The 23,962-nt window shown below is 41.0% G+C and carries 29 protein-coding genes and 2 tRNA genes; 16 read left to right on the forward strand and 15 right to left on the reverse strand.

The genetic code is table 11. From position 1 onward, the window contains the following. Positions 1-18 precede the first annotated feature (18 nt). From FTT75_RS01865 to FTT75_RS01900, 8 genes are all read left to right on the forward strand, one after another. Positions 19-390 (forward strand): DUF4845 domain-containing protein, encoded by a 372-nt coding sequence (locus FTT75_RS01865; RefSeq protein ID WP_005170117.1) that lies wholly within the window; start codon positions 19-21, stop codon positions 388-390. Then, a complete protein-coding gene (gene rnc / locus FTT75_RS01870; protein ID WP_005097550.1) occupies positions 362-1,060 on the forward strand; it encodes a ribonuclease III in 699 nt (232 codons plus the stop codon). The genes FTT75_RS01865 and rnc overlap by 29 nt, the downstream gene beginning before the upstream one ends. Beyond that, positions 1,060-2,088, forward strand: coding sequence for a GTPase Era (gene era / locus FTT75_RS01875; RefSeq protein ID WP_005097549.1), 1,029 nt, complete (start codon positions 1,060-1,062; stop codon positions 2,086-2,088). The genes rnc and era overlap by 1 nt, the downstream gene beginning before the upstream one ends. A 37-nt stretch (positions 2,089-2,125) precedes the next feature. Further along, the gene (locus tag FTT75_RS01880; protein WP_005097547.1) at positions 2,126-2,320 is read left to right on the forward strand and encodes an NF038104 family lipoprotein; all 195 of its coding nucleotides are present in this window, start codon (positions 2,126-2,128) and stop codon (positions 2,318-2,320) included. Positions 2,321-2,331: 11 nt separating this feature from the next. Then, positions 2,332-3,042: a DNA repair protein RecO gene (locus FTT75_RS01885; RefSeq protein WP_074383331.1), complete on the forward strand. Its 711-nt coding sequence runs from the start codon at positions 2,332-2,334 to the stop codon at positions 3,040-3,042. Between the two features lie 13 nt (positions 3,043-3,055). Continuing rightward, complete coding sequence (gene pdxJ / locus FTT75_RS01890) at positions 3,056-3,781, forward strand: pyridoxine 5'-phosphate synthase (protein ID WP_159516068.1); 726 nt, start codon at positions 3,056-3,058, stop codon at positions 3,779-3,781. A 13-nt stretch (positions 3,782-3,794) separates the two neighbouring features. After that, positions 3,795-4,448 (forward strand): tRNA-(ms[2]io[6]A)-hydroxylase, encoded by a 654-nt coding sequence (locus tag FTT75_RS01895; RefSeq protein ID WP_005097541.1) that lies wholly within the window; start codon positions 3,795-3,797, stop codon positions 4,446-4,448. Between the two features lie 136 nt (positions 4,449-4,584). Then, positions 4,585-5,418: a DUF4198 domain-containing protein gene (locus FTT75_RS01900; protein WP_180185837.1), complete on the forward strand. Its 834-nt coding sequence runs from the start codon at positions 4,585-4,587 to the stop codon at positions 5,416-5,418. A gap of 91 nt (positions 5,419-5,509) precedes the next feature. Here FTT75_RS01900 and FTT75_RS01905 read toward each other — a convergent pair. Beyond that, positions 5,510-5,585: transfer RNA gene (locus FTT75_RS01905), tRNA-Asn, on the reverse strand. A 236-nt stretch (positions 5,586-5,821) separates the two neighbouring features. Here FTT75_RS01905 and FTT75_RS01910 point away from each other — a divergent pair. Continuing rightward, positions 5,822-6,277, forward strand: a complete 456-nt coding sequence (locus FTT75_RS01910) for a hypothetical protein (RefSeq protein ID WP_005170144.1) — start codon at positions 5,822-5,824, stop codon at positions 6,275-6,277. A 35-nt stretch (positions 6,278-6,312) separates the two neighbouring features. On the opposite strand, the gene FTT75_RS01915 is transcribed toward FTT75_RS01910, so the two are convergent. The 3 genes from FTT75_RS01915 to map form a co-directional block, all read right to left on the reverse strand. Next, positions 6,313-6,750 (reverse strand): PaaI family thioesterase, encoded by a 438-nt coding sequence (locus tag FTT75_RS01915; protein ID WP_100357436.1) that lies wholly within the window; start codon positions 6,748-6,750, stop codon positions 6,313-6,315. 286 nt (positions 6,751-7,036) lie between these two features. Continuing rightward, positions 7,037-8,272, reverse strand: coding sequence for a pyridoxal phosphate-dependent aminotransferase (locus FTT75_RS01920; protein ID WP_180185838.1), 1,236 nt, complete (start codon positions 8,270-8,272; stop codon positions 7,037-7,039). Positions 8,273-8,524: 252 nt separating this feature from the next. After that, the gene (gene map, locus FTT75_RS01925; protein ID WP_180185839.1) at positions 8,525-9,352 is read right to left on the reverse strand and encodes a type I methionyl aminopeptidase; all 828 of its coding nucleotides are present in this window, start codon (positions 9,350-9,352) and stop codon (positions 8,525-8,527) included. Positions 9,353-9,823: 471 nt separating this feature from the next. On the opposite strand from map, the gene rpsB reads away from it, so the two are divergent. The 4 genes from rpsB to FTT75_RS16015 all read left to right on the forward strand — a co-directional run bounded on the left by rpsB (position 9,824) and on the right by FTT75_RS16015 (position 12,248). Further along, on the forward strand, positions 9,824-10,570 hold the full coding sequence (rpsB, locus tag FTT75_RS01930; RefSeq protein WP_005097534.1) for a 30S ribosomal protein S2: 747 nt from the start codon (positions 9,824-9,826) through the stop codon (positions 10,568-10,570). A 142-nt stretch (positions 10,571-10,712) separates the two neighbouring features. Continuing rightward, entirely contained in the window at positions 10,713-11,588 is an 876-nt protein-coding gene (gene tsf / locus FTT75_RS01935; protein WP_005097533.1) for a translation elongation factor Ts, read from the forward strand. A 446-nt stretch (positions 11,589-12,034) separates the two neighbouring features. Then, on the forward strand, positions 12,035-12,139 hold the full coding sequence (locus FTT75_RS16010; protein ID WP_373685566.1) for a DUF3465 domain-containing protein: 105 nt from the start codon (positions 12,035-12,037) through the stop codon (positions 12,137-12,139). Next, the gene (locus FTT75_RS16015) at positions 12,105-12,248 is read left to right on the forward strand and encodes a DUF3465 domain-containing protein (protein ID WP_347929744.1); all 144 of its coding nucleotides are present in this window, start codon (positions 12,105-12,107) and stop codon (positions 12,246-12,248) included. Before FTT75_RS16010 ends, FTT75_RS16015 begins: the two co-directional genes overlap by 35 nt. 18 nt (positions 12,249-12,266) lie before the next feature. On the opposite strand, the gene FTT75_RS01945 is transcribed toward FTT75_RS16015, so the two are convergent. The 7 genes from FTT75_RS01945 to FTT75_RS01975 all read right to left on the reverse strand — a co-directional run bounded on the left by FTT75_RS01945 (position 12,267) and on the right by FTT75_RS01975 (position 18,361). Continuing rightward, positions 12,267-12,722 carry a DUF962 domain-containing protein gene (locus tag FTT75_RS01945; protein WP_005097532.1) on the reverse strand — a complete coding sequence of 152 codons (456 nt, stop codon included), beginning with the start codon at positions 12,720-12,722 and terminating at the stop codon, positions 12,267-12,269. A gap of 245 nt (positions 12,723-12,967) precedes the next feature. Next, the gene (locus FTT75_RS01950; RefSeq protein ID WP_005097531.1) at positions 12,968-13,582 is read right to left on the reverse strand and encodes a septal ring lytic transglycosylase RlpA family protein; all 615 of its coding nucleotides are present in this window, start codon (positions 13,580-13,582) and stop codon (positions 12,968-12,970) included. A gap of 290 nt (positions 13,583-13,872) precedes the next feature. After that, the gene (gene mltB, locus FTT75_RS01955; protein ID WP_180075284.1) at positions 13,873-14,874 is read right to left on the reverse strand and encodes a lytic murein transglycosylase B; all 1,002 of its coding nucleotides are present in this window, start codon (positions 14,872-14,874) and stop codon (positions 13,873-13,875) included. A 294-nt stretch (positions 14,875-15,168) separates the two neighbouring features. Further along, positions 15,169-15,822, reverse strand: a complete 654-nt coding sequence (locus FTT75_RS01960; protein WP_074383325.1) for a hypothetical protein — start codon at positions 15,820-15,822, stop codon at positions 15,169-15,171. Positions 15,823-15,840: 18 nt separating this feature from the next. After that, positions 15,841-16,656, reverse strand: a complete 816-nt coding sequence (queF, locus tag FTT75_RS01965) for an NADPH-dependent 7-cyano-7-deazaguanine reductase QueF (RefSeq protein ID WP_180185840.1) — start codon at positions 16,654-16,656, stop codon at positions 15,841-15,843. After that, positions 16,656-17,429 carry an ABC transporter permease gene (locus FTT75_RS01970; RefSeq protein ID WP_005097525.1) on the reverse strand — a complete coding sequence of 258 codons (774 nt, stop codon included), beginning with the start codon at positions 17,427-17,429 and terminating at the stop codon, positions 16,656-16,658. Before FTT75_RS01970 ends, queF begins: the two co-directional genes overlap by 1 nt. Further along, positions 17,426-18,361 (reverse strand): ABC transporter ATP-binding protein, encoded by a 936-nt coding sequence (locus FTT75_RS01975; protein WP_005170164.1) that lies wholly within the window; start codon positions 18,359-18,361, stop codon positions 17,426-17,428. Before FTT75_RS01975 ends, FTT75_RS01970 begins: the two co-directional genes overlap by 4 nt. A gap of 178 nt (positions 18,362-18,539) precedes the next feature. Here FTT75_RS01975 and FTT75_RS01980 point away from each other — a divergent pair. Further along, positions 18,540-18,615 (forward strand) — tRNA-Arg (locus FTT75_RS01980). Between the two features lie 485 nt (positions 18,616-19,100). Then, positions 19,101-20,018, forward strand: a complete 918-nt coding sequence (locus tag FTT75_RS01985) for a LysR family transcriptional regulator (RefSeq protein ID WP_005097509.1) — start codon at positions 19,101-19,103, stop codon at positions 20,016-20,018. A 37-nt stretch (positions 20,019-20,055) separates the two neighbouring features. On the opposite strand, the gene FTT75_RS01990 is transcribed toward FTT75_RS01985, so the two are convergent. Then, positions 20,056-20,229, reverse strand: coding sequence for a hypothetical protein (locus FTT75_RS01990; protein ID WP_005097508.1), 174 nt, complete (start codon positions 20,227-20,229; stop codon positions 20,056-20,058). 874 nt (positions 20,230-21,103) lie between these two features. Between FTT75_RS01990 and FTT75_RS01995 the strand changes: the two genes are divergently transcribed. Further along, the gene (locus FTT75_RS01995) at positions 21,104-21,322 is read left to right on the forward strand and encodes a hypothetical protein (RefSeq protein WP_005097507.1); all 219 of its coding nucleotides are present in this window, start codon (positions 21,104-21,106) and stop codon (positions 21,320-21,322) included. 162 nt (positions 21,323-21,484) lie between these two features. Here FTT75_RS01995 and FTT75_RS02000 read toward each other — a convergent pair whose 3' ends face one another. The 3 genes from FTT75_RS02000 to FTT75_RS02010 form a co-directional block, all read right to left on the reverse strand. Next, the gene (locus tag FTT75_RS02000; protein ID WP_180072244.1) at positions 21,485-21,835 is read right to left on the reverse strand and encodes a hypothetical protein; all 351 of its coding nucleotides are present in this window, start codon (positions 21,833-21,835) and stop codon (positions 21,485-21,487) included. Positions 21,836-22,033: 198 nt separating this feature from the next. Next, positions 22,034-22,699 (reverse strand): hypothetical protein, encoded by a 666-nt coding sequence (locus FTT75_RS02005; RefSeq protein ID WP_100329029.1) that lies wholly within the window; start codon positions 22,697-22,699, stop codon positions 22,034-22,036. Positions 22,700-22,799: 100 nt separating this feature from the next. Further along, positions 22,800-23,498 (reverse strand): 3'-5' exonuclease, encoded by a 699-nt coding sequence (locus FTT75_RS02010; protein ID WP_180185841.1) that lies wholly within the window; start codon positions 23,496-23,498, stop codon positions 22,800-22,802. Positions 23,499-23,962 lie beyond the last annotated feature (464 nt).

A 23,962-nucleotide genomic window follows, 5' to 3' on the forward strand; every position in this document is an offset into this window, starting at 1 on the left:
CAATCAGGAAAATAAAAAATGAGACATCAACAAGGTGCTTCGTATATTGGGATTTTATTTGCAATCGTGGGGTTTGCATTTCTAGCCAAAGTAGCGATTGCAGTGTGGGGACCCTACTTTGATGATCGTATGGTCGATGGTGAAATTGAGGCGCTGTTAAAAAGTGCGCCAGCCAATATAACACCAGAAAAATTCCGTCAGCAGATGGATCAGCGTTTATCAATGAATAATATTCGCGATCTGAAGTTTGATGAAATTGCCAAAGTTATCCATACCGATGGTTTGCAGATACACAAGAATTATGAAATTCGTAAAAATTTCATAATGAATATCGATTTAGTGATGAAGTTTGAGAAAAATTTTGATCAAAGCGCAGTCAAAACTCAATGATGAACGTCTTGCCAGACGGATCGGTTATCAGTTTAAACAAGCTGAACTGCTCAAGCTGGCACTGACCCATCGTTCAGTCAGTCATAAACAAAACTATGAACGCCTAGAATTTCTAGGCGATTCTCTTTTAGGGATGATCATTGCGAATTATCTCTTCACTGCCTACCCAAGCGAAAACGAAGGCCGGCTGACGCGTATGCGTGCCACCTTGGTTCGACAGGAAGCATTGGGGAAAATCGCCAATGATTTAAAACTCAGTCAGAGTTTAATTCTCAGTACCGGTGAATTGAAATCTGGCGGTCATCATCGCGAGTCTATACTGGCAGATACTGTAGAAGCCATTATTGGCGCAATCTATGTGGATTGCGCTGATCTCACTGTGTTAGAGCCGATTGTGTTAAAATGGTATGAACCGTATTTGGATCATATTGAGCCGACCGATCAGCTTAAAGACCCTAAATCACGTTTACAAGAGTATCTACAAGCACGTAAGAAACCTCTCCCAGTTTACGAGGTTGTAGATATTCAAGGTGATGCCCCTAATCAGCATTTTAAAGTGGAATGTGAGATTGAGGGATTACCGACCATGCAGGGTGAAGGCGCCAGCCGACGTTTTGCTGAACAAGCCGTTGCGGCAGATATTTTAAAACTTTTGGAGCATAAGTCTTAATGACTACTCATTCCGATCACATTGATGCTGATCACGAGTCGCAAAGCGACAGTCACGACCTGGTAAATCAATTTTTTAGCGCACAAGGCACCGAAATTCCGTCGGATTATCGCAGTGGTTTTGTCGCTATTGTAGGTCGCCCGAATGTGGGTAAATCTACCTTAATGAACCATATTTTGGGTCAGAAACTCTCAATTACCTCACGTAAACCGCAAACTACACGGCATAAAATTGTCGGGATTGATTCGCGTGAAAAGTCTCAGGCGGTATTCGTGGATACGCCGGGGATGCATAAAAAGGAAGTACGTGCCATCAATAAAATGATGAACCGTGCTGCCCATTCGGCTTTACGTGATGTGAATCTGGTTTTGTTTGTGGTGGATGCACAGAAGTGGACGCCGAATGATGATCTGGTACTGGAAAAGCTGAAAAATGCTGAAATGCCGGTGATTCTGGTGATCAACAAATTAGATACTTTTGAGAACAAGAACGAAGCTTTACCACTGATTCGTGAGCGTGAAAAGCTGATGAACTTTGCGGAAATCGTACCTGTTTCTGCACTTCGTGGTGCCAATCTTGAGCATTTACGTGACACGATTGCCAAGTATCTTCCGTTCCAGCCGCCATTGTACTCCCTGGATCAATTAACTGACCGTTCAGAACGTTTCCTGGCTTCTGAAATTATTCGTGAAAAAATCATGCGTCAGCTGGGTGAAGAACTGCCCTATGATTTAACCGTGCAGATTGAATCATTCAAAACTGAACAGCCAGTGATGAATGAAAAGACTGGTCGTATGAAGCCGGCCTGTACCTATATTGATGCTACGATTTTTGTCGATCGTCCGAGCCAGAAAGCCATTGTGATTGGTGAGAAAGGCGTTAAGCTGAAAAAAATCGGTATGGATGCACGTCTCGACATGGAAAAAATGTTCGAACAGAAAATCATGCTGACCCTTTGGGTGAAAGTCAAAGGCGGCTGGTCTGATGATGAACGTGCATTGAAAAGCTTAGGTTATAGCGATATCTAAGTTATAAAATTAATAAGCCCCTTTAAGGAATTTCGTGATGATGAAAGTGTTGGCAGTGCTTGCATGTGTTTTATTCTTGCAAGGCTGTATCCATAAAGTGGTCACGGTTCCTGTCAAGGTGGCTTATAAAACCACAAAAGTCGCAGTCAAAGGCACTGCGGCTGTTGTGGGCGCAGTCATCCCGGATGGAGATGACGACGATGATAAAAAATCAAAAAAAGATAAGGATTAAAGTGTCCGCTTATGCGTAACGAAGTACTGCATGGTTATTTGATTCATCATCGTAAGTACCGTGAGCGCAGCCATATTGTGCATTTATTTACTCAGGAATACGGTCGTATGGATGGCATTCTCCGGCAAACACCGCCGCCGCAATATCAGCCCATCAGTTTGCAAGCCACCGGAAAATCAGAACTCAAAAACTTTACCAAGCTGGAAATTGTCAATCAGCCGATTTTCTTTTTTGGCGATGCCTTTTTTTCAGGCTTTTACCTGAATGAAGTTCTGTTGCGTTTGTGCCCCCTAGAAGTGGAAATGCCGCAAACTTTTGCCAAATATGCAGAGACATTAACTGCATTGCAGCAATTATCAGAACAATCTAATCCTAATTTATACTTAAAACAGATTTTGCGGCAATTTGAACATATCTTGCTGGAAGAACTCGGTTATGGTCTGGATTTTTCCCTAGATGCTCATCAGGTACAAATCGATCCGTTACAACACTATTATTTTCAGCTCAATGCCGGTTTTATGCCATCGGCCAAAGCATTACGCTCTACCATGTCAGGTCAGCAGATTTTAAGTATGCTAGATCATGAAAATGGTGGGGATTTTAATCCGGAACAGTTACAATTGTTGACGAAACTGTATCGACAGGTGATCACGGCCTTATTGGGTGATCGACCATTAAAAAGTCGGCAACTCTGGATTCAAAACTCTCAATCTCAAACGTAGTTAGGAAAAGATTATGGCTGCATTACTTGGTGTCAATATTGACCATGTCGCAACATTAAGACAAGCACGTGGTACAACGTACCCAGACCCAGTCAATGCTGCATTGATCTGTGAGCAGGCCGGGGCAGAGGGCATTACCTTGCACTTGCGTGAAGACCGTCGTCACATTCAGGATGAAGATGTGCGTCGTATGCGTCCTGCACTGAAAACCCGTATGAACCTCGAGCTGGCGGTAACAGATGAGATGGTCGCTTTTGCCAAGGAAATTAAACCGCATCATGTCTGTTTTGTCCCTGAAAAACGTCAGGAAGTCACCACTGAAGGTGGTCTGGATGTGGTGACCCATTTCGAATCAGTCAAAGCAGCTACGCAAGAACTGGCGGCGATTGGTTGTGATGTGTCTTTGTTTATTGATGCCGACTTTGCCCAAATTGATGCAGCAGTTGCTTGTGGTGCACCGACCATCGAGATTCATACTGGGGCTTATGCCGATGCAGAAACGCCTGAAGCCCAGCAGACTGAGCTTGAGCGCATTATTAAAGGCGCTGAATATGCCGCATCGAAAGGTCTGGTAGTGAATGCCGGTCATGGTTTAAACCTCGATAATGTAACGCCAATTGCGGCGATTCCACAAATTCATGAACTTAATATTGGCCACTCATTAATTGCAGATGCTGTATTTGTAGGTCTGGCACAAGCCGTTCAGCAAATGAAAGCTGTGATTAAGTCAGCACGTTAAGATCAGAATCGTTATGTCGAATATTAATTATGATGAACTGATGCAGCCGGTGATTGCTTTCTTGGGGTGTGAAACGCCCAAGGCATGGCTGGATGTGGCGGTCGAAAATCTTGAAATCTTGATGCAAGATCATGCCAACTGTGAAAAAAAAGCAGCCAGCACGGCCATGAATCTGATGTTTCGCTATAGTTACTTTGTTGATTTACAGGTGAAGCTTGCGCAGTTAGTGCGTGAAGAAATGCTGCATTATGAACAAGTGCTTGAACTGATGAACAAACGTGGACAGGCCTGGCAGAACTTAAGTGCGGGACGTTATGCTGGTGGCTTGCGCAAAGAAATCCGGACTTTTGAACCTGAAGCCTTGATTGATGTCTTGGTGATTGGTGCTTTTGTGGAAGCACGCTCTTGTGAGCGTTTCTACGCGCTGGCTTCGCGTGTGGATGATGAGTTGGCACGTTATTACCGTTACTTGCTTAAGTCTGAATCTCGTCACTTTGAGGACTATCTGGCTTTGGCGATGGATGTGGCGACCACGGCAAAATTGAAAAATCCGCAAGAGGATATTCAAAGCCGGATTGATCATATTCGTAACGTTGAAAAGCAGCTGATTCTGACACCAGATGACACTTTCCGTTTCCATAGCGGTGTTCCGGCTCAAGCGGCTTAATTGCAGTGAACATTTAAAAGTCCTCCGTTCATGGGGGATTTTTTATATCCAGAGCAAATATATAAATGAGAATTATTTACATCTACAGACTTAATCCATAAAATACAGCAGATTTCTTAATAACGATGATGAAATAATGAATAAGCTGGTAAAAGTCATGCCTTTTTTGATCTTTGGAGTGATCAGCAGTACAGCCTTTGCACACTATCCTTATGTTGCCCCACTAAGTTATCAAACTTTTAACAATCACACTGCGATTGTATCTGGCTTTTATGACAATCCATTTGCCTCGGAAGTGGCGATTAAAAACTTTAAGTTTCATTATCATACGCCTACAGGCCAAAAGATTTATCTTGCAGATGATGCATGGACCAAAACACAAACCCTAAGTAGTTATAGTCTGGAAAGTAAACAAGAGGGTACCTATCGGATTCGTGGCGAGAAACAGGGGAATAGCCTAAAGTATGCACAGGTTGCTCAAAAATGGAAAATGGTTCTAAGTGCTGTTCCAAAAGCCAATCAAGCCGCCAATCAAAATGTGATTTATCAGCAAGCGCTGAAGAAAAACATGCCACAGAAAACTGTGCAGACTATCGATATTATTGAAACCTTTGTCTCACGGCGTGTGACGTCGAATCAGGTCATTCAGCATATCCATGCTGGCTTTGATGTTCAATTTATCACGCATCCAAATGCATTTAAAAAATCTCAAGCGATTCAATTGAAAGTACTGGATGATAAAAAAGGAGTTGCGAATTTAAACGTTGAGATTTTGGCACAAACGACAGATTTTAGTCGTGATAAAAAAATCTATAAAGCGCTCACAACAGATGCGCAAGGGTTACTCAACTTTAATATGCAGGAAAAAGGCCAGTACTTAATGAAAATTGATTATCAGCAGCCTTTCGACATAAAAAAGAATGATTTAAAGCGTTATAAGTATACCTTGGCTTTTAATGTGATGGATTAAGCCAAAAACGAGCCTGAATCATCTCGGGCTCTTTTTATAAAATATTAAACGAAAAAAAGCCCACTTCATTATAAGTGGGCTTTTTAGTATTTGGCTCTCCAACCTGGGCTCGAACCAGGGACCTGCGGATTAACAGTCCGTCGCTCTACCGACTGAGCTATTGGAGAATCTGAAAGCGATTATAGAGGGATTTTGACAGGGGTCAAGCAAAAACTGTCATATTTATAACAAATTCAGCCTGTCTGTTTTTAATTTAGACAATTGCATAAATTTTACGAAAAATACTTGTCAGAATAAATTTCACTTGCTAGATTAAAACCATAAAGTCGTTTGACCAAATGGTCAAACAGTGTGGATTTAAACCTACTTGCCAGCACAAAAATGGCTAAACCGGAGACAGCGAATGAATACGCTCAGCATCCCTCAAATTTTCTCTCAACTCACTTATTATCAAGAAAACTATCTGCAGATTATTGCAGATCCAGCACAGTATTATATTCCTGTTACAGATGCTCATATCAAGCTATGGCCCTTGGCGCAACAGTCCTTGTATCTAGGTGATTTGCTGCAATTGTGGTTTGCAGAAAAATGGTTGGTAGAAACTGAACGTCAATTTAGCTTTGAAGTGTTTTTGAATGCCGATTATCTGAAAGAGCAAAGCAAAGAATTATATATCTATGCCATTTCAGGTAATCTTTTGACCGGTACCAATCAATCCAAAGCTTGGCAGGCATCGACAGCGCAAATACAAGATGTAGAGCTGGCCAATGTGTCCAAGCATTATTTTGAGTTTCAGGGCTTAAGCCGACCACAGATCGCCTGTGTTCAAGCCGGACAGACGAAGGGCAATATTGCTTAGGTCATCGATTGAATGCTGGCCATAGGTTCTCTTGGTTATTCAGGGCGAATAATCATACAGGTCGCAGTGGCATGGGCATATAAACGGCCTTCTTCATCCAGAATCCGACCTTCAGCAATACCCAGATTTTTACTGAGGTTAATTGATTGTCCGGTCGCTTTAAGCTGCTGATCTCGAGGAATCGGTCGGCACATTTTAACATTCAGATCAATCGTGCCATAACCGACCCCTGCTTCGAGTAAAGTATGAATCGCACAGCCTGTCACCGTGTCTAAAACAGTTGCTGCAAAACCACCATGCACGCCACCAAGCGGATTTAAATGCCGGTGATCGGCTTTGACTTTAAATTCTACGTATCCGCTTTGGATAACGGCAGGTTGCATCGACATGGTTTCGCTAATGCTTGGAGCGGGAATTTTCCCATCTCGCATCGCTTGTAATAAGGCCAAACCGTTCATTTCTTTTGGATTCATTCTGCTTTTCCTGTGATTATTCTTTAGCTGTTTCGATTTTATTTAAAAGTGAAACATCAATAATAGCAAGTGACATATTTTGATGTAATGTTGCTCATAGCAATAGTTATATTAGATGGTTAAAAGTTATTGTGGTTAAAATATTTATTTTTTTCAATGCTATGTGTGGCATACACTTTGGCTGCGATCATTTGTTTGATCTGCTTAAAATACGTTATCAAAAGCATCTTGGAATGGCATAAAAAAACCCGCGATCAACGCGGGTTTTCTAAATCAAGCGAGTTGATTATTGTGCCGCTTTTTCAGCTTCGATTGAAGCAATCGCAGCGTCAACGCCTTCGATTGAATCAGCAGCTTTCTTGATACGCGCAAGTGCATCAACCAACACTTCATCTGCAGTTGCATAAGAAATACGCATGAAACCGCCTAGACCGAATGCATCGCCAGGAACAACGGCAACGCCAGTTTCTTCCAGTAACCAAGCAGAGAATTCTGTGCAAGATTTAAGACCTTTGGCACGAATCAACGGTTTGATGTTTGCGTATGCATAGAATGCACCATCCGCAGGTAAGCAAGAAATACCATTGATGTCATTCAAGCCTTTCACAACCAGGTCATGACGACGTTTGAATGCTTCAATCATTGGCTCAAGAACATCTTGAGGACCATTCAATGCAGCTTCGGCAGCAACTTGTGAAATTGAAGTTGGATTTGAAGTGGATTGTGACTGGATTTTTTTCATCGCACCGATCAGTTTAGCAGGGCCCGCTGCATAGCCAATACGCCAGCCAGTCATTGCATAGGCTTTAGATACACCGTTTAACACGATTGTGCGGTCATACAGGTCTGGTGCAACAGTGGCGATGTTATAGAACTCATCTTCCCAACGAATCGGTTCATACATGTCATCAGACGCGATGAATACTTCAGGGTATTTACGCAGTACCTCAGCCAAAGCAAGAAGTTCTGCTTTGGTGTAGATCATGCCAGTCGGGTTAGAGGGACTGTTCAATACCACTAAACGTGTTTTGTCAGTGATCGCAGCTTCTAGTTGTTCAGGTGTGATTTTGAAACGCTGTTCTTCACCACATTTCACAATCACAGGTACGCCTTCAGCGATGATCACCATATCCGGGTAGCTGACCCAGAAAGGTGCAGGAATGATAACTTCATCACCTTTGTTCAACAAAGCCAAAGACAGGTTAAAGAATGATTGTTTACCACCACAAGAAACCAGAATCTGGTTTGCTGCGTAGTCTAGGTTATTGTCACGTTTCAATTTAGCAATAATGGCTTTTTTAAGACCTGGCGTACCGTCAACAGCGGTGTATTTGGTGAAACCGTTGTTAATCGCTGCAATTGCTGCATCTTTGATGTGTTGCGGTGTATCAAAATCTGGCTCACCTGCGCCCAAACCAATAACATTATGACCTGCAGCTTTTAATTCAGCAGCTTTGTTGGTCACAGCAAGCGTTGGGGACGGTTTGATGGCATTTACACGATCAGAGAGACGTACGTCCACGGCAGTATTCCTTCTTATAGGGATTAAAAAATAAAAAGCACATTATCTTAGCTTAAAATGCGAGGCATGGGGCAAAAGAATTTGGAAAACTTTGAGGAAAAAATGGTGTACTTGCAGAGCTTTATCTTGAACTCCGATGCCAAGGGACAACAGTTAAAAGGCTTGAGTTATCAAGTAAACCCCCATAAGCCAGTCAATATAAACTAAAAATGGCCACTTTATAGTGACCATTTTGTGGTGTTGTCTTGGTACTTATTTATTAAAGCGTGACAGATCTTCATCCGGACGCGCGGTTAAGATTTCAACCCCTGTTTTAGTGACGAGCAGGGTATGTTCATATTGTGCTGACAATGAATGGTCTTTGGTGACCACCGTCCATTTATCACCCAGTAATTTGGTTTTCCAGTCGCCACCATTCACCATAGGCTCAATGGTAAAAGTCATGCCTTCTTCTAAAATCATCCCGGTATCTGGCTGGCCGTAATGCAATACTTGCGGTTCGTCATGGAAAGTCGTGCCAATTCCATGACCACAATATTCACGTACCACACCAAAACGTTCAGATTCGACATATTTTTGAATCACGTGGCCAATATCACCAATGGTTGACCCTGGTTTTACAGTTTCAATACCCCGGTACATGGCTTCTTGCGCTACTTTACATAGACGGTTAGCAAGAATAGACGTTTCACCATCGACGATGTACATCATGTTGGTATCGCCATGATAGCCATCTTTAATCACAGTGACATCGATATTCAGAATGTCACCTTTTTTCAATTTTTTGCTATCCGATGGAATGCCGTGACACACCACATGATTCACAGAAGTGCAAATCACATGCTGGAAAGCAGGCCGACCTGGTGCTGCACCATAACCTAAGCAGGCTGGAATGGCTTGTTGTTGGTTAACAATATAGTCATGACAAATCGTATCAAGTTCTAGCGTAGTAACACCTGGAACAATATGCGGTTTGATCATATCCAATACTTCTGCCGCCAGTCGCCCTGCCACACGCATTTTTTCAATTTCGTCAGGGGTTTTGATAAGTCGACGTGGCGCTTGGTAAGTGTTGTTCATGATCTCTAAAAACTTTTGGAAATTTGTGTGTGACTATGGTATAAATAGCCGCCCATTTTATCAAATGCTTTTTCGTGAATAAATTTCACGGGCTTTGTGCGATGGGGCAAAAAATCCGCACATATATCGACACATTACTCTGGGTGCTTCTAGGGATTGTTGTCACTTTATATGTGAGTTGCGTTGTCAGCTAAAATTTCGTCATGCGAGGCATGAAACGATGGTAATGGTATTCCCTTATCGAGTTTCATAACGAAGTATGAGGGGATTTTAGCTACAACCCTTCGGGATAGGGACGTTTTTTGACGCTACTGCGTTATGAATAGTTTATTTAGAATGTTAAATCTCACTATTCATGCCTTGTATCGCTAAAAAATGTCCTCTGTCGCAACCACTGATAAAATGACAGCAATCCCTTGGGTGGAGAATGCGGGTATATGGAGGCCTAACCCAAACTTTAAGGTAAAGAAAATGGCAGATTACAACGTAGGCATGCGCGACCTTCTACAAGCAGGCGCACACTTTGGTCACCAAACACGTTTTTGGAACCCAAAAATGCGCGATTACATCTTTGGTGCGCGTAACAAAATTCACATCATCAACCTTGAGCACACTGTTCCTGCGTTAAATGATGCTTTGAACTTTGCTAACAACTTGGCGAGCAAAAAGAACAAAGTTTTGTTTGTTGGTACTAAGCGCGCAGCTTCTGCAATCATCCGTGAACAAGCGCAACGTGCTGGTCAACCATATGTTGATCACCGCTGGTTAGGTGGTATGTTGACGAACTGGAAAACACTTCGCCAATCTATCAACCGTCTAAAAGACCTTCAAACTCAATCTCAAGACGGTACTTTCCTTAAGCTAACTAAACGTGAAGCTTTAGAACGTACTCGTGAGATGGAAAAACTTGAACGCGGTCTTGGCGGCGTGAAAAACATGGGTGGTTTACCTGACGCATTATTCGTAATCGACGTTGATCACGAAGCAATTGCAATCAAAGAAGCAAAGAACCTTGGTATTCCTGTAATCGGTATCGTTGATACAAACTCTAACCCAGACAACGTAGATTACGTTATTCCGGGTAACGATGATGCGATCCGTGCAGTAACACTGTATGCTTCTGCTATGGCTGATGCGATTCTTGCTGGTAAAGAATATGCTCAATCACAAGCGAATGCACAAGCTAAAGCAGAAGAAGCTCCAGCTTCTGAGGCTTAATGCGTTTGACGCAAGCTTGTCATTTTTGCGACATGTGATGGTGGCAAAGTAAGCGTTATGTATGCAGGCGGCCCATGAGAACTCCTCTGGGCCGTTTCTGTTCTAAAAAGAATTCATTTTCTACCGAATTTAGGAGATAAACATGACTGCAGTTACAGCAAGCATGGTTAAAGAATTGCGCGATCGTACTGGTCTTGCAATGATGGAATGTAAAAAAGCTTTGACAGAGGCGGGCGGCGACGTTGAATTAGCGATCGATAACCTACGTAAATCTGGTCAAGCGAAAGCTGCTAAAAAAGCGGGTAACATCGCTGCTGATGGCGCGATCACGATTGCTCAAGAAGGCAACAAAGCACTTCTTTTAGAAGTAAACTGCCAGACTGACTTCGTTGCAAAAGATGAAAACTTTGCTGGTTTCTCTGCGAAAGTTGCGGCTGCTGCACTTGCTGCAAACGTAACTGATCCTGCTCAAATCGCTGAATTGAAACTAGAAGATGGTGCAACTGTAGAAGAAGCGCGTATCGCTCTTGTTCAAAAAATCGGTGAAAACATCCAAGTACGTCGTGCGAAAATTGTTGAAGGTGCTAACCTTGCAGTTTACAAACACGGTCTTCGTATCGGTGTTGTTGTTTCTTATACTGGTGATGAAGCAACTGGTAAAGGCTTGGCAATGCACGTTGCTGCGTTCAACCCAGTCGCTGTAAATGCTGAAGGCGTTTCTGCTGAGCTTATCGCGAAAGAGAAAGAAATTGCTGAAGCGAAAGCACTTGAATCTGGCAAGCCAGCAAACATCGTTGAGAAGATGGTTGTGGGTTCTGTTGAGAAATACTTGAACGAAGTTGTTCTTGAGCGTCAAATGTACGTAATCGACAACGACAAGAAAGTTGCTGACGTTCTTAAAGCAACAGGTACTACTGTAGCTGAATTCGTTCGTTTCGAAGTTGGTGAAGGTATCGAGAAGAAAGCTGAAATGAGTTTCGCAGAAGAAGTTGCTGCTGCTCAGGCTGCTGCTCAATAATTCGGTAACGAATTATAAAGAAGCTCCACTTTGTGGGGCTTTTTTTATATCTGCATAAAAATACAATAAGTCGAAAGCGGTAGTTTTTTTTGGAAAATGCGAGTTTGCTTAGAAAGTACGCGTGATAAAATCAACGAAATTTAAAGAATTGAAAATCATTAATAGCGCATATAAAACCGACATGGGTATTGGGGCGATGATTGCTTATTGATTGCTGTATATCTGTGTTGATACCTAGCAAAACCAGTTTGAGTGGAGCTCCTTAACACAAAGTCAGCCAAGTCGCCACACCGACACTCATTTTGAAGCTATGTCTCAAGATGATCTCAATAAAATTTAGACTGCTTTTCAACATCATCAGGGTGCTATTGGGGTTCGATCTTATCGAACAATGATTGCAACGTTAGGTGATGATCATAAAGGATCACGCTATTAAGAGTTCATGCTTGAATGATCAAATTGTATTGGTGACATATAATATCGATTCCGCACCCGGCATTGGTTCGATTCAAAAAGATGATATTGTCGAATTTTATAGTGAATATAAATAGCGAGAAGGGGGATGTGGCGCACTGGATGCATCATGATTGTGCCCGAAAACATGTGTATGGCCGGTTAAAACATCAAGGAAGAACCTATCAAGAAGGTTCTTCTCATTAGAAAAAATGAAGAATGCTGCTAAATGCTCTTCATGTCTCGTATCTGGCGACTTTTCCAGGAAGGTGCTACTTTAGCTAAATAAGCATCCATGCACCAAATCGGGCCAATAAGAAGGAATTGAAGGTCTTTAAAGAAAGATGGCTTTTTGCCTTCCACTTTGTGGCCATAAAACTGACCAATCCAGGCAAAAACAAATAGGCCAACATAAAAACCGGCACCGACTGGCAGAATCCAGATTAACCAGGCCATGATCAATGTTAAAGCAGCCATTGCAACTGCCAAAACAATATCTAGTCGGGCATAGAAAATAAAAGCCAGAGCTAGCAGAAGGGCGGTCAGTAAAGCACTAAAGTGCGCAATAATGCCAATAATCGAAAAATAGATAGTCGGTACGCAGACCCAGTGAATCAGCTTATTGGTTTTGTTTTGATGACTGTCACTATATTCATCCAGCCATTCAGATATTGTTTTCATTATTCGCTCCATTCCATGAATACGTTGTGCTTGCCTGAAAATATAAAGCAGAATCTAGGTTTGGTCAAAAGTTAATAGTGCCAGAACGTGAATTTTATTTGGCGAATTTGCAACATTCAAGCTGTAATGGACAGGTAGCCGGAGATAAGAGGAACTATAGATTGATTGTCATTTTTCTATAACTTGAAGTTAATAAAAAAGCCACATTACTGTGGCTTTTGGTTAAATGTATTGCAAGTTAAATCTTAAGAATTTGGACCAGCGACACGCTCAATACTGACATTGCCAACACCGGCATTGGTAATGCCGAGTTTCTTCGCTGCGCCATAAGATAAATCGACGACACGGTTACCATGGAATGGGCCGCGGTCATTGACTTTAACCACTACGCTTTTACCATTATTTCTATTGGTCACACGAATATAACAGTTCAATGGCAGGCTACGATGAGCAGCAGTCATTGCATTCATGTCAAAGGTTTCACCGCTTGCAGTTTTACGGCCGTGGAACTGGCGACCATACCAAGAGGCTGTACCTGTCTGACTGAACTTGCGTACAGTATTAGAAGCCACGGTATTCAGTTTTTCAATCACTGAAGGCTCTTCTGCAGGAATTTCAATTTTCGCTGCAATGGTTTCACGGCGAACTTTATCGCCAGAACGCTCAGTGATTGAAAGGCTGTTCAAATTGGTGAAATTTGAATTGAAGCTTTGAGCTTCTTTATTTAATACACGCGTTGCAAGGCGCGAATTGTCATTTTCGTGATTAAACGAAGATGACGGAACCATATCTGCCTGCGATTGCGTCAGTGTGACTATCGTGGCAATAGCCATAAAATACTTCAAAATTGAAGAATGCATCGAATCAACTCCTAACAGCATATCGCATGGATTTGTTCATAAGTAACTGAAAAACCATGTAAACACGCCTGATATTTAACTTATGCAACTACATTTAACGAAATGGATAATATTCATGCCTGCAATATCCTGTCTAGTATTTAATTAAAATAGTTTAAAAAAGAACTTAAAATAAACAATGAGTGATTAAAATATGATCAATATTGTAACACAATATTAAAATTGATCAATATTTGCTCATAATCACTCATAAAAATGTTGACTTTAATAATTTGTATTAAATTCTCATGTTAACGGCTAGTAATTTCTGTACCTAATAACCACAATGCAGTGGCATACATTCGGCTGCGATTATAAGTAGTAATCACTTGAAAATTTGGATAAGTAATATAGTAAATATGCCCATAATTTTCTTGTAATTGAATTACATTGACCAAGTCTAGATCGTCAATTTGAACAATAGGATTCATTGGGCTAATCCCTTGTGTTTTTAACACACCATATGGGCTAGGTTGAGTCAGATCTTTGGCAATTACCGCATCCGGGTTCGAGCCACTATAACGGGCCGGAAAAGCAATCGGTTGATTACGCTGCCAGCCATGCTGGGCTAAATAGTTGGCAATCGAGCCAATCGCATCTACTGCTGAATTACGCAGGTCAATATGTCCGTTACCATCGTAGTCCACGCCGAATTTTGGAATATTACTTGGCATGAATTGTGGATAACCGACCGCACCTGCATAAGAGCCGACGATAGAAGAAGCTGAAACGCCATCTTTATAAGACCAGGCAATTAATGCCGCCAGTTCATCTTGAAAATACTGGGCACGACGCTCATAACCAAAACCTAAGGTGGCCAGCGCATCACGGGTGACAAAAGAACCCTTATTGGTACCAAAGCCGGTTTCTACCCCTAAAATCCCGAGAATGATTGACTGTGGTACACCAAACTGCTGTTCAGCGCGATTCAGCGTTTCCGCATATTGCTGTTTAAAGCGCACACCGCGTTGAATGGTCGACTCAGCCAGAAAGTTGGTTTTATAAGAATACCAAGGCTTGCTTTCACCTGGACGATTCATAATATTGATGATATTGGGCAGGTTGCGCGCCCCGTTCATGGCTGAATCGACTTGCTGGGCACTCAGCCCATAATTTTGCATGGCAGTCTGTTTAAAACTGGCATAAGAGGGATGAGATTGGAAATCGTTGGCCAGACTGAAACTGCTGAGACCTAATGCGGTCAATGCGATTGAAAGCTGTTTAAATTTTTTATAAAAATTCGATTTCAACATCTTGGTACGATTTCCAATTTTTGATAAGTTGCGGGCAATGTTATTTGAATCATGCCATGAAAAAGATTGAGAAATTTTTTCAATCATGAGGCTGTAAAAACCAGATTAAAGATAACATTCGGATGATTAAGAGACCTAGATGCATATACAAAAATAGTGAAAGACTGGTTATTTTTGCGTCAGTTTGCCTTGTGGAGCTGCTTATCTGTAACAAGCTATTTCATTGAACATAAAAAAGCCTGACCGAAGTCAGGCTAATTTTAAAAAATCACTCTTAGATGATTCTATGCAGACCTATTCTGTATAGAACAAGGTGTCATGATATTCAGCCATGGCGCGAAGCTCATCCTTGTTCAGATTGAGAATGATTTTATCTGCAGCCATATTGATGGCCTTAATCACAGCAGAAGCACCAATATCTGCTGCCTTGCGTTTGATCATGCCAAGATCCAAGGTTTTATTAAAATCGACCATAAAGTGACGTACCGTCGCTTCACCAAACTGCTTATACAGGTTGCTAAACATTTGTTTGTCGATACTCTGACCGGCTCTTAGTTCCGCATAATGATGTTTTAAATTGGTCACCAGATTGGCATCCAGCGACTCACCAATACGGATCTGTCCTTCAGGGTCTTTAAACAGACTGCGTTCAGAGAAAGCAATAGATTGCTTCACCACATCATTCGGCGCTTTACTCAATAACTGTTTCAGCAATACCGCCACAGTTGACTTGATATAGCCCGCCAGTTTTTCCGCAGTATCGCGCTTATCACTTGCAGGAAAACGACGCACCAGTTCCGTGAGAATCGCATCAATAATTTCATCATTAATCATCAATGCGGTTTTATCACGGAGTGGGTAAAGCGGCTCATTTGAATTTTTATTTTGTTGTGCAGTCTGAATTGTATTTAAAAGCTCTGCAGAAGGAATAAAACCAAAAAATGGCATTGTTAAACCTCAATGTTTTTATTGTCGCGCTAATCGAATAGGGCGAGGCATCCATGTTAAATCCGATACACGGCAAGGGTTGATATCCAATCCACCGCGGCGTGTATAGGTTGCGTAGACCATCAGCTTTTCCGGTTTCAGTTGTTGCCAGAGATCGGCAAACATCTGCTCCACGCATTGTTCGTGAAAACCGTTATGCTGACGATAAGAAATAATATAAGCCAAAATACTCTTATAACAAGGTTTTTTGCCCTGATAGCGTATAAATACTGTACCCCAATCCGGTTGTCCAGTGACTGGGCAGTTACTTCTTAATAAATGTGAATACAGCTGGATTTCAACTTCTTCGGTATGGTTCGCATCCAGAGCCAAAAGACTCGCATCAGGATGATTTTCCAGACGTTCCGGAATTAGTTCATCAATGCAGATGCCTTCAGGCTTGGCAACTTCCAAGTCATCAACCTGAAATAAATCTAACGTAATCTCTGCACCAGCCGCAGCAGATAAATTTTTTTCCACCGTGGCGATAAAGTCAGCTTGAGATTCAAATTTGGCAAAATTCAAACTATTAAAGTAGAGCTTGAGTGATTTGGATTCAATCAGATTCGGCGAAGAAGCAGGCAGGCTGATCCGTCCAATTGCGACTTGCGGCACACCGGCTGAATTTAACCAGGAAATTTCAAAAACATGCCACCAGTCGGTGCCTTGCTGAATCGCTTCAACATGTGCGTATTGTTCACGGGCAGGCGCGCGCGAAATTGGAAACAGAACATCCGGCTGATATTCTGTCGGGTAATTGGTGTCTTTACCAAGGAGAGATTGTTCTACACTCATTATTCACGCATTCCTGAACCACGGGAGAGTAAATGATAGGCCAATGCATAGAGCAGGCCGCAACATAAGGTGACCACTGCAAGTGAAACAGTTACATTGACATCGCTATGTCCTAAAATGCCATAGCGGAAGGCATTGACCATATACACCACAGGGTTGATCAAAGATAAATTTTGCCAGAATGGACTTAAGGCAGAAATTGCATAAAACACACCGCCTAAATAAGTCAGTGGCGTTAAAACAAAGGTCGGGATAATCGAAATATCATCAAAAGATTTGGCATAGACGGCATTGATAAAACCACCCAGAGAAAACAGCAGGGAGGTAATCAATACGGTATAAATCGTCACAAACCAGTTGGTAATGTATAGATCCGCAAAAAACAAACTTACGGCACTAACAATAATCGCCACCAGTACTCCACGAATCACACCGCCCAGCACATGTCCCCAAAGAATGGCATGCATCGGTACTGGACTCATGACCAGCTCTTCAATACTCTTTTGAAATTTTGAACTGAAAAAACTGGAAGAGACGTTGGCATAGCTGTTGGTAATCACGGCCATCATGATCAGACCGGGCACAATGAACTCCATATAGCTATAGCCGCCCATGTCTCCAATCCGCGAACCGATCAGATTGCCGAAAATCACGAAATACAAGCTCATGGTGATGGCAGGTGGTAACAAGGTTTGCGGCCAGATCCGCATAAAACGGCGGACTTCTTTATATACAATGGTATATAAAGCTACGCTGAGTTGATTAATGTTCATTGCGCAGCTCCATCCAGATTTTTTTCGACCATTTTGACAAAAAGCTCTTCCAGACGATTGGATTTGTTACGCATACTGCGTACCTGAATATTCTGTGATTCCAATAGCTGGAACAGATCATTCATGCTATGTGCCTTGTCCATGGTAATTTCTAAGGTCATCGGGTCGATTAAATTAAAACGTACCCCGATAATCTCCAGATGCAAAGGTTCAATCGGTGCTGCAAGATCAAAAATAAAGGATTCTTCATTCAGCTGACTTAGGAAGCTCTTCATGCTGGTGTCTTCTTTAATCACACCACGATCGATAATCGCAATGCGGCGACACAGCATTTCGGCTTCTTCTAAATAGTGGGTGGTGAGAATGATGGATGTCCCTTGCTCATTCATCTCGTTCAAAAACTCCCACATTGAACGACGTAATTCGATGTCGACACCCGCAGTTGGTTCATCCAGAATCAAAAGTTTCGGCTCATGCATCATGGCACGTGCAATCATCAAACGACGTTTCATACCGCCCGACAGCATACGCGCCTGCGTTGCACGTTTTTCCCATAGGCCCAGCTTGGTCAGATAGAGTTCAGCCCGTTGCTGTGCAATTTTTTTAGGAATCCCGTAATAGCCGGCTTGCGTCACCAGAATGTCGAAAGTTTTTTCAAACTGGGCGAAGTTAAATTCCTGAGGAACCACACCTAAACACTGTTTGGCTTGGGAGGGATGGGTATCCAGGTTATGACCAAAAATTTCGACTGTGCCGGCGGTTTTTTTTGTTAATGAACTGATAATACCGATGGTGGTGGATTTTCCGGCGCCATTTGGCCCCAGAAGTGCATAAAACTCACCTTCTGGTACATTTAAGTTGATTCCTTTTAATGCCTGAAAGCCATTGCGATAGGTCTTTGACACATCTCTTAAGATCAGTGCATCAGTCATGAATATCTCAAATGGTGAAAAGTTGAGATATTGTGAGTGATCTTGGAAAATAAGCCAAGTGATTCACATGGAATTCTGTGTTGCTGTTTTGGAACATTGTATAAAGTCTAAGCATAAAATGACGAAGTTATAGATAGTTGCTTTACCTTATGATTTTTTTTGTTATGATGTGCATCGCGCGCTCATAGCTCAACTGGATAGAGTACAGGTCTCCGAAGCCTGTGGCGTGGGTTCGAGTCCCGCTGAGCGCACCATTTTCTTATTTCTTACAACATAAAAATCTCTCTAAATTAAATCTTTATACCAGATTGCTTTTCATAAAACATTTTATTCAGTGCCACCATATAGATTGCATTGCTTAAATCGAATCTCAAACTCTGTCTTTTCACTTTATTCGATACTGCTCAAAAATAATCTTAAAAGTTTTCAGACAAACAAATGACATGCTCATTTTCTTTTACTTATTCTGATTCTATATTTTGATTTGATACGCTAATTCACAACGGCTTTGAATATTTTGAATACGAGAGCTGATTGCAATGCAGAGTACGACTCTTGAATATCTTGAGGATGAAATAACTCAAATGTTTTAATAAACCCATTTTTGAACAGATTATTTGTTGAGTAAAATTCATTAAAATAATTTAAACGTGAAAATATTAAAGTGATTATCCTGAAATAGATTATGCTATTCACCAAGCTTGAGTAGCTGGTTTCTGTATTTTTTTGGGTAAGCCATATGATAGAACTACGACATTTAAAAACACTGACAGCGCTAAGAGAACATGGATCACTGGTTGCAGCAGCAGGAGATCTCTGTTTAACACCTTCAGCTTTGTCTCACCAATTGCGCGAACTCGATCAATGGTTCGGGGTTGAAGTGGTCAATCGCCGTAGTCGCCCTGTGAGTTTTTCTAATGTAGGTTTACGTTTGTTGAAACTGGCTGATGATGTGCTACCACAAGTACAGATAGCGCAAAGTGATATCACACGTATTGTGCATGGACAGACAGGCCGTATTATATTCTCGTCAGAGTGTCATAGTTGTTTTGACTGGCTAATGCCACTTTTGAATCAGTATCGTATCCAATATCCAGATGTTGATTTGGATTTTGCTTCGGGCTTTGAAGCCAATCCGCATGAATTGTTACAAACGGGCGAGTTTGACTTACTGATTACTGCCGATCCGATTGCACTCAAAGGTGTGGAATATTTCCCGGTATTTGAATATGAATCACGTTTGGTGTTGTCTAATACACATCCTTTAGTACGTGCCCAAGAGATTACGGTGCAGGAACTGGCAGAAGAAACATTAGTAACTTATCCGGTAGATAAGCATCGTCTGGATATCATGTCACGCTTGTTTATTCCTGCGAATATTTTGCCAAAACAGATTCGGACGACCGATCTGACTCAAATGCTGATTCAGCTTGTTGCCAGTGGTCGTGGGATTGCGGCATTGCCAGATTGGGTGGTAAATGAATATGAACAGAAGGGCTGGGTGACTTCGCGCCGTCTGGATTGTGTAGCCCCTGAAGGCTTACGCCGTACTTTATATGCAGGTTATCGAACTGAAGAAAAACAGAAAGATTACTTTGAGGGATTCTTAAAGCAGCTTGACCGATTCTCTAAAAAGCGGGCACAGTATTACACTTGATCCTAATCTCAAAGGAGCAGGCTCAATAATATGAATATTAAGGATTCTGTTCCTCTTCATCCTGATGTTGTTGACGGATTTGGTCTCTTTTTACCTGAGGGTCTTTATCTACGCCCAGCTGGCCGCGCTGCATCTCTCGATCCTGTTTTTCTTGTGGGTCCAATTCCTCTTCTGGAAATTCTTCATTAATTTTTTCATCTGGATGAGTCATCGCAATATACCTTTTCTAGAAATATAAATTTGTTTTGATCGATTTAATATCGGGTTTGAGTACATTTGTTTATTGTATATGAGCGACTTTATTACACTGTTGCTTTATAACTGATTTGATTTTACAAATTGTGATGCTTATAAGTGTGTTTATACAGTACATTTTAAATAAAAATTAGTGCTTTATGTTCAAAATAACAATGGATTATATCTATAAGAAAATTACTTTTAATTCGGCTAATTACAGCGGTTCCTGTAGAGGTTCGCTAATTTCTGAGTAGCGCTTATTATTCTCAATAATTTAAAAAAATAAATTTTAAAAAACTGAATAAATTAATAAAGGATGATGTGAACACATATTGAGCTAAATTAACTTAAATTAAAATTTTATAGAAATCATATATTTATGCTAAAAATATTTTCTTCTAAAAAGAATAATATTTGGAAATTAATAAGCGTGAAATATCATAATTTAGTTTTGAAAAATGACAATTTAAATCTTGTATGAGTCTTCTTTTAGAAGTGTAAAGAGGGCTTGTAGGTCTGAAAAATGTTGCTATATTGAACTCATGGTAGGTCGTAAAACCAATAAGACGCTACCGATAAGTTGGACGGATCAATGACAGTTAGTTGAGTTTGATGTTGATCACCAAACAATAAATCTAGCACTAGCCATCCAACACAGAGCTCGCAGCAATGCGAGCTTTTTTAATGTCTGTTATAAAGCTTTGTTTAATGATTCCAGATGATTTCTTTTCTAATTGATTCCTATAAAAAAAGTTTACATTGCCAAATTCGCTAACATCTTGACCCTAAATAAGCGATTTAAGTGTGATATAAAAAATGGAAACTTAGGAAATAGAAAGGAGAGAGAAATGTCAAAGATTATTGATATAAAGGTGAAAGACCAATTTAGCAAGGTCATTGAGGCGAAAGCTTTATTACGTTCATTTGCAGAGCAACATCAGCATGATGCAATTGATCTGGTAAAAAAAATTGAACATATCGTGGTAGATGGCGAAACTATTTTACCGAGTATTGAACTGTTATTTGAAAGTCAAAAGTCTTCAAATATTTATAAAGTCGTAGAATAACTGGATCAATATATTATACAAAGGTGAAAAAATTGAGTCCATCTATCCGATATTACAGGTTTAGCCATTAAAAACTCACCTTCCTGGTGAGTTTTTAATGAATACAGGAAAGCAAAATTTATCCCCTATTAATAAAAAAAGCTCACCGAAGTAAGCCAGAAATTAGATATGCTTAAGTTGTACATTCACATCATATTTTTCAAATTCTTGCAGAATCTGTTTTAAGGTTTGCTGAGCGGTGATATGTTCGGGGCTTAAAGAAATTTCCTGACGAGTATTACTGTCAAAACATTCAATGGCTTGAATCAGCCAATGGTGCTCGATAGAGCTTTTTTGAATCACTACACGTCGCGGTTGTAAACTGTCACTGAGCTGGCGGGGCAGTACATAGGTAATTGCCAGTTGCACAAGTTCTAGTTCTTCAGCCGGACTTAAAAAGGTAATGACCCAATTGCCCACCTTGCTCAGTTGCATGGGGTTATCAAACGCATCGAATTCTAAATAATGTGGCATATAGCAACCAAGCGGATTTTAATGATCACTATATGGCGAGATTTTCAGGTTTTTTCTATCCCGCTTAAGTCTGATATTTCAGGCTTTAAATTTAGAGATAATGTAAATATGATATAAAATCAATTACTTATATTTGAAATCTAAATCTGCTTGATTGCTAAAGTCACTCATTTAAGAGTTTAAAAGACTAAGACATGCTTATTCATGAGCTTGATTTTGCTGTAATTGTGCCAAAGAAAAATTGATCTGTTTTAGAATGTGATTCAATTCTTGCGGAGGAAGTCGGCTTTCCTGCAGTGAGGTGATCCACTGTATTTGGCACATTTTTAAACTGCGCACATCCTGTACCTGTAAAATATGCTGAATTTGCTGTTTGGCCATCAAGCCACAATATTTTTGTAAGCTTTCCATCATCAGATATTTGAGGTCTTCAAAAGATAAAGCTTGCGGTTCGGGTAGATGGGGTTGATTGTCTGGATTTGTTTCAATAGATGAATTTTCTTGCAGCTCTTCGATAGGAACTAGGAGGTTTTTGCGGTTCTCGGTTACACAAGGGACTGGCAGAGGTGAATTTAAGGGACGGTAAATCTCGGAATGCGCCAAATTGATTTTGGTATCGACTTCTATGCCGGTCTGATGTGGACTGTTTGATATTATGCTGGTGTGAGCCGGAACAATTAAATCCATTTCACAAAGTTGCTCTAAAAGCTCGGCGGGAGCTAGTTGCTGCTTTAATCTCTCATGTAACAGATCAAAATCTTTGCTGCCGATTAGCACCAATAAGCGGCGTTGGCGTGCGGTCAAGGGGATAGAGCGATTCTGTAGCACCTCGACCCCACGTTGAGTTTTATAAAAATGCATCATAGCTGAATGAGTTGTTCACTAAATTCAGCTAGAGCATAGTCTGGGATAATTACAATAATATGAAGAATATATTAAAAAACAGATACTTGTTTTAAGGGGTTTAAAGCGTGCTAATCGCTGTATTTTCGAGAGCCTTACGCAAATAAGGATCCAGTTCATCTTGGCGCAATAGCCATTGCACATAGTCGGCAGGAAGCTCTGCAATTGCGCTACCGCGATGTTTACCAAAGTTAATCGTACGTGGAATTCGGGCATCTTCAGAAGCATCGAACAGCTCCTGCATACTGTTAATTTTCAAATGATGCACGATATGCATCAGGATGTTGGCAGTTAAAATAATATCCATATCGGCACGATGCGCTTTACGGATCATTTCACGTGCTCGTTTACTGCCTTTGGTAATCATATAAATCAGTGCAGAAATATTATGTGCTTCTGCATCTGGCCAGACCCGACGTGCTAAAGCCAGTGTACAAATCGCTTTAATTTTCGAGGTATCTACCCCACATTTTTCGACGGCACGAACGTCATAATCAATATTATGACCAATCATATAAATCGTTTCATCTGGCAGACGAAAAGTACTGTAATGTGGCTGACCTTCCAGATCAGATTCCAGAATATGATGCACTGCCATGGCGGCAAAAGAAATGGGTTCGTCACATGAATAGAGCTGATCAAACAGGCGGCTTTTATCCATACTGATTTTATGGTCTACAATTGCGACAGGCGCATAGGCAATTTCAATGGGTTGACCATTTAAAGTATGCGTTTCGGTATCAAGAATAATGGCCTGCATGCGTTGAGCACCATGAAAGAAGAGACAGACTCATATTAACGATAAATTGGGAAAAAGATTAGGCTGAATATTAAAAAATATACTTTTTAGCGCAAAGAATGCTGTCAATAAATCCAATCTTGCTGCAGGTTAAGGTTCAGAACTCTCATGCAGGAAAAGAGTTAGCGGTACACCTGAAATGTTCTAGGGATTAACACGAAGTCGCTGCTCTAGGTTTATAGGGGATAAAAAGGGTAAGCAGAACTTAGCTTGAATCTCATTTTAAAATGCTTGCGGAGCGCTCGAGAAAACCAGTCTTTTCACATTTTAAACAAGACTAGATAGTGAAGGAATAAAAAATGCTCAAAATTTTAAAAGTTAAAAACTTTAACGCCAATTCAATAATTTGATTTTACTTAAATTGGTCATGATTTCTAAAGGCTAGAGCAATATTTATAAAAAACTGCAGAAAGTTCATGATCGAA

Source organism: Acinetobacter sp. YH01008 (assembly GCF_013420435.1).
In the GTDB taxonomy this organism is placed as follows: Bacteria; Pseudomonadota; Gammaproteobacteria; order Pseudomonadales; family Moraxellaceae; genus Acinetobacter; species Acinetobacter pseudolwoffii.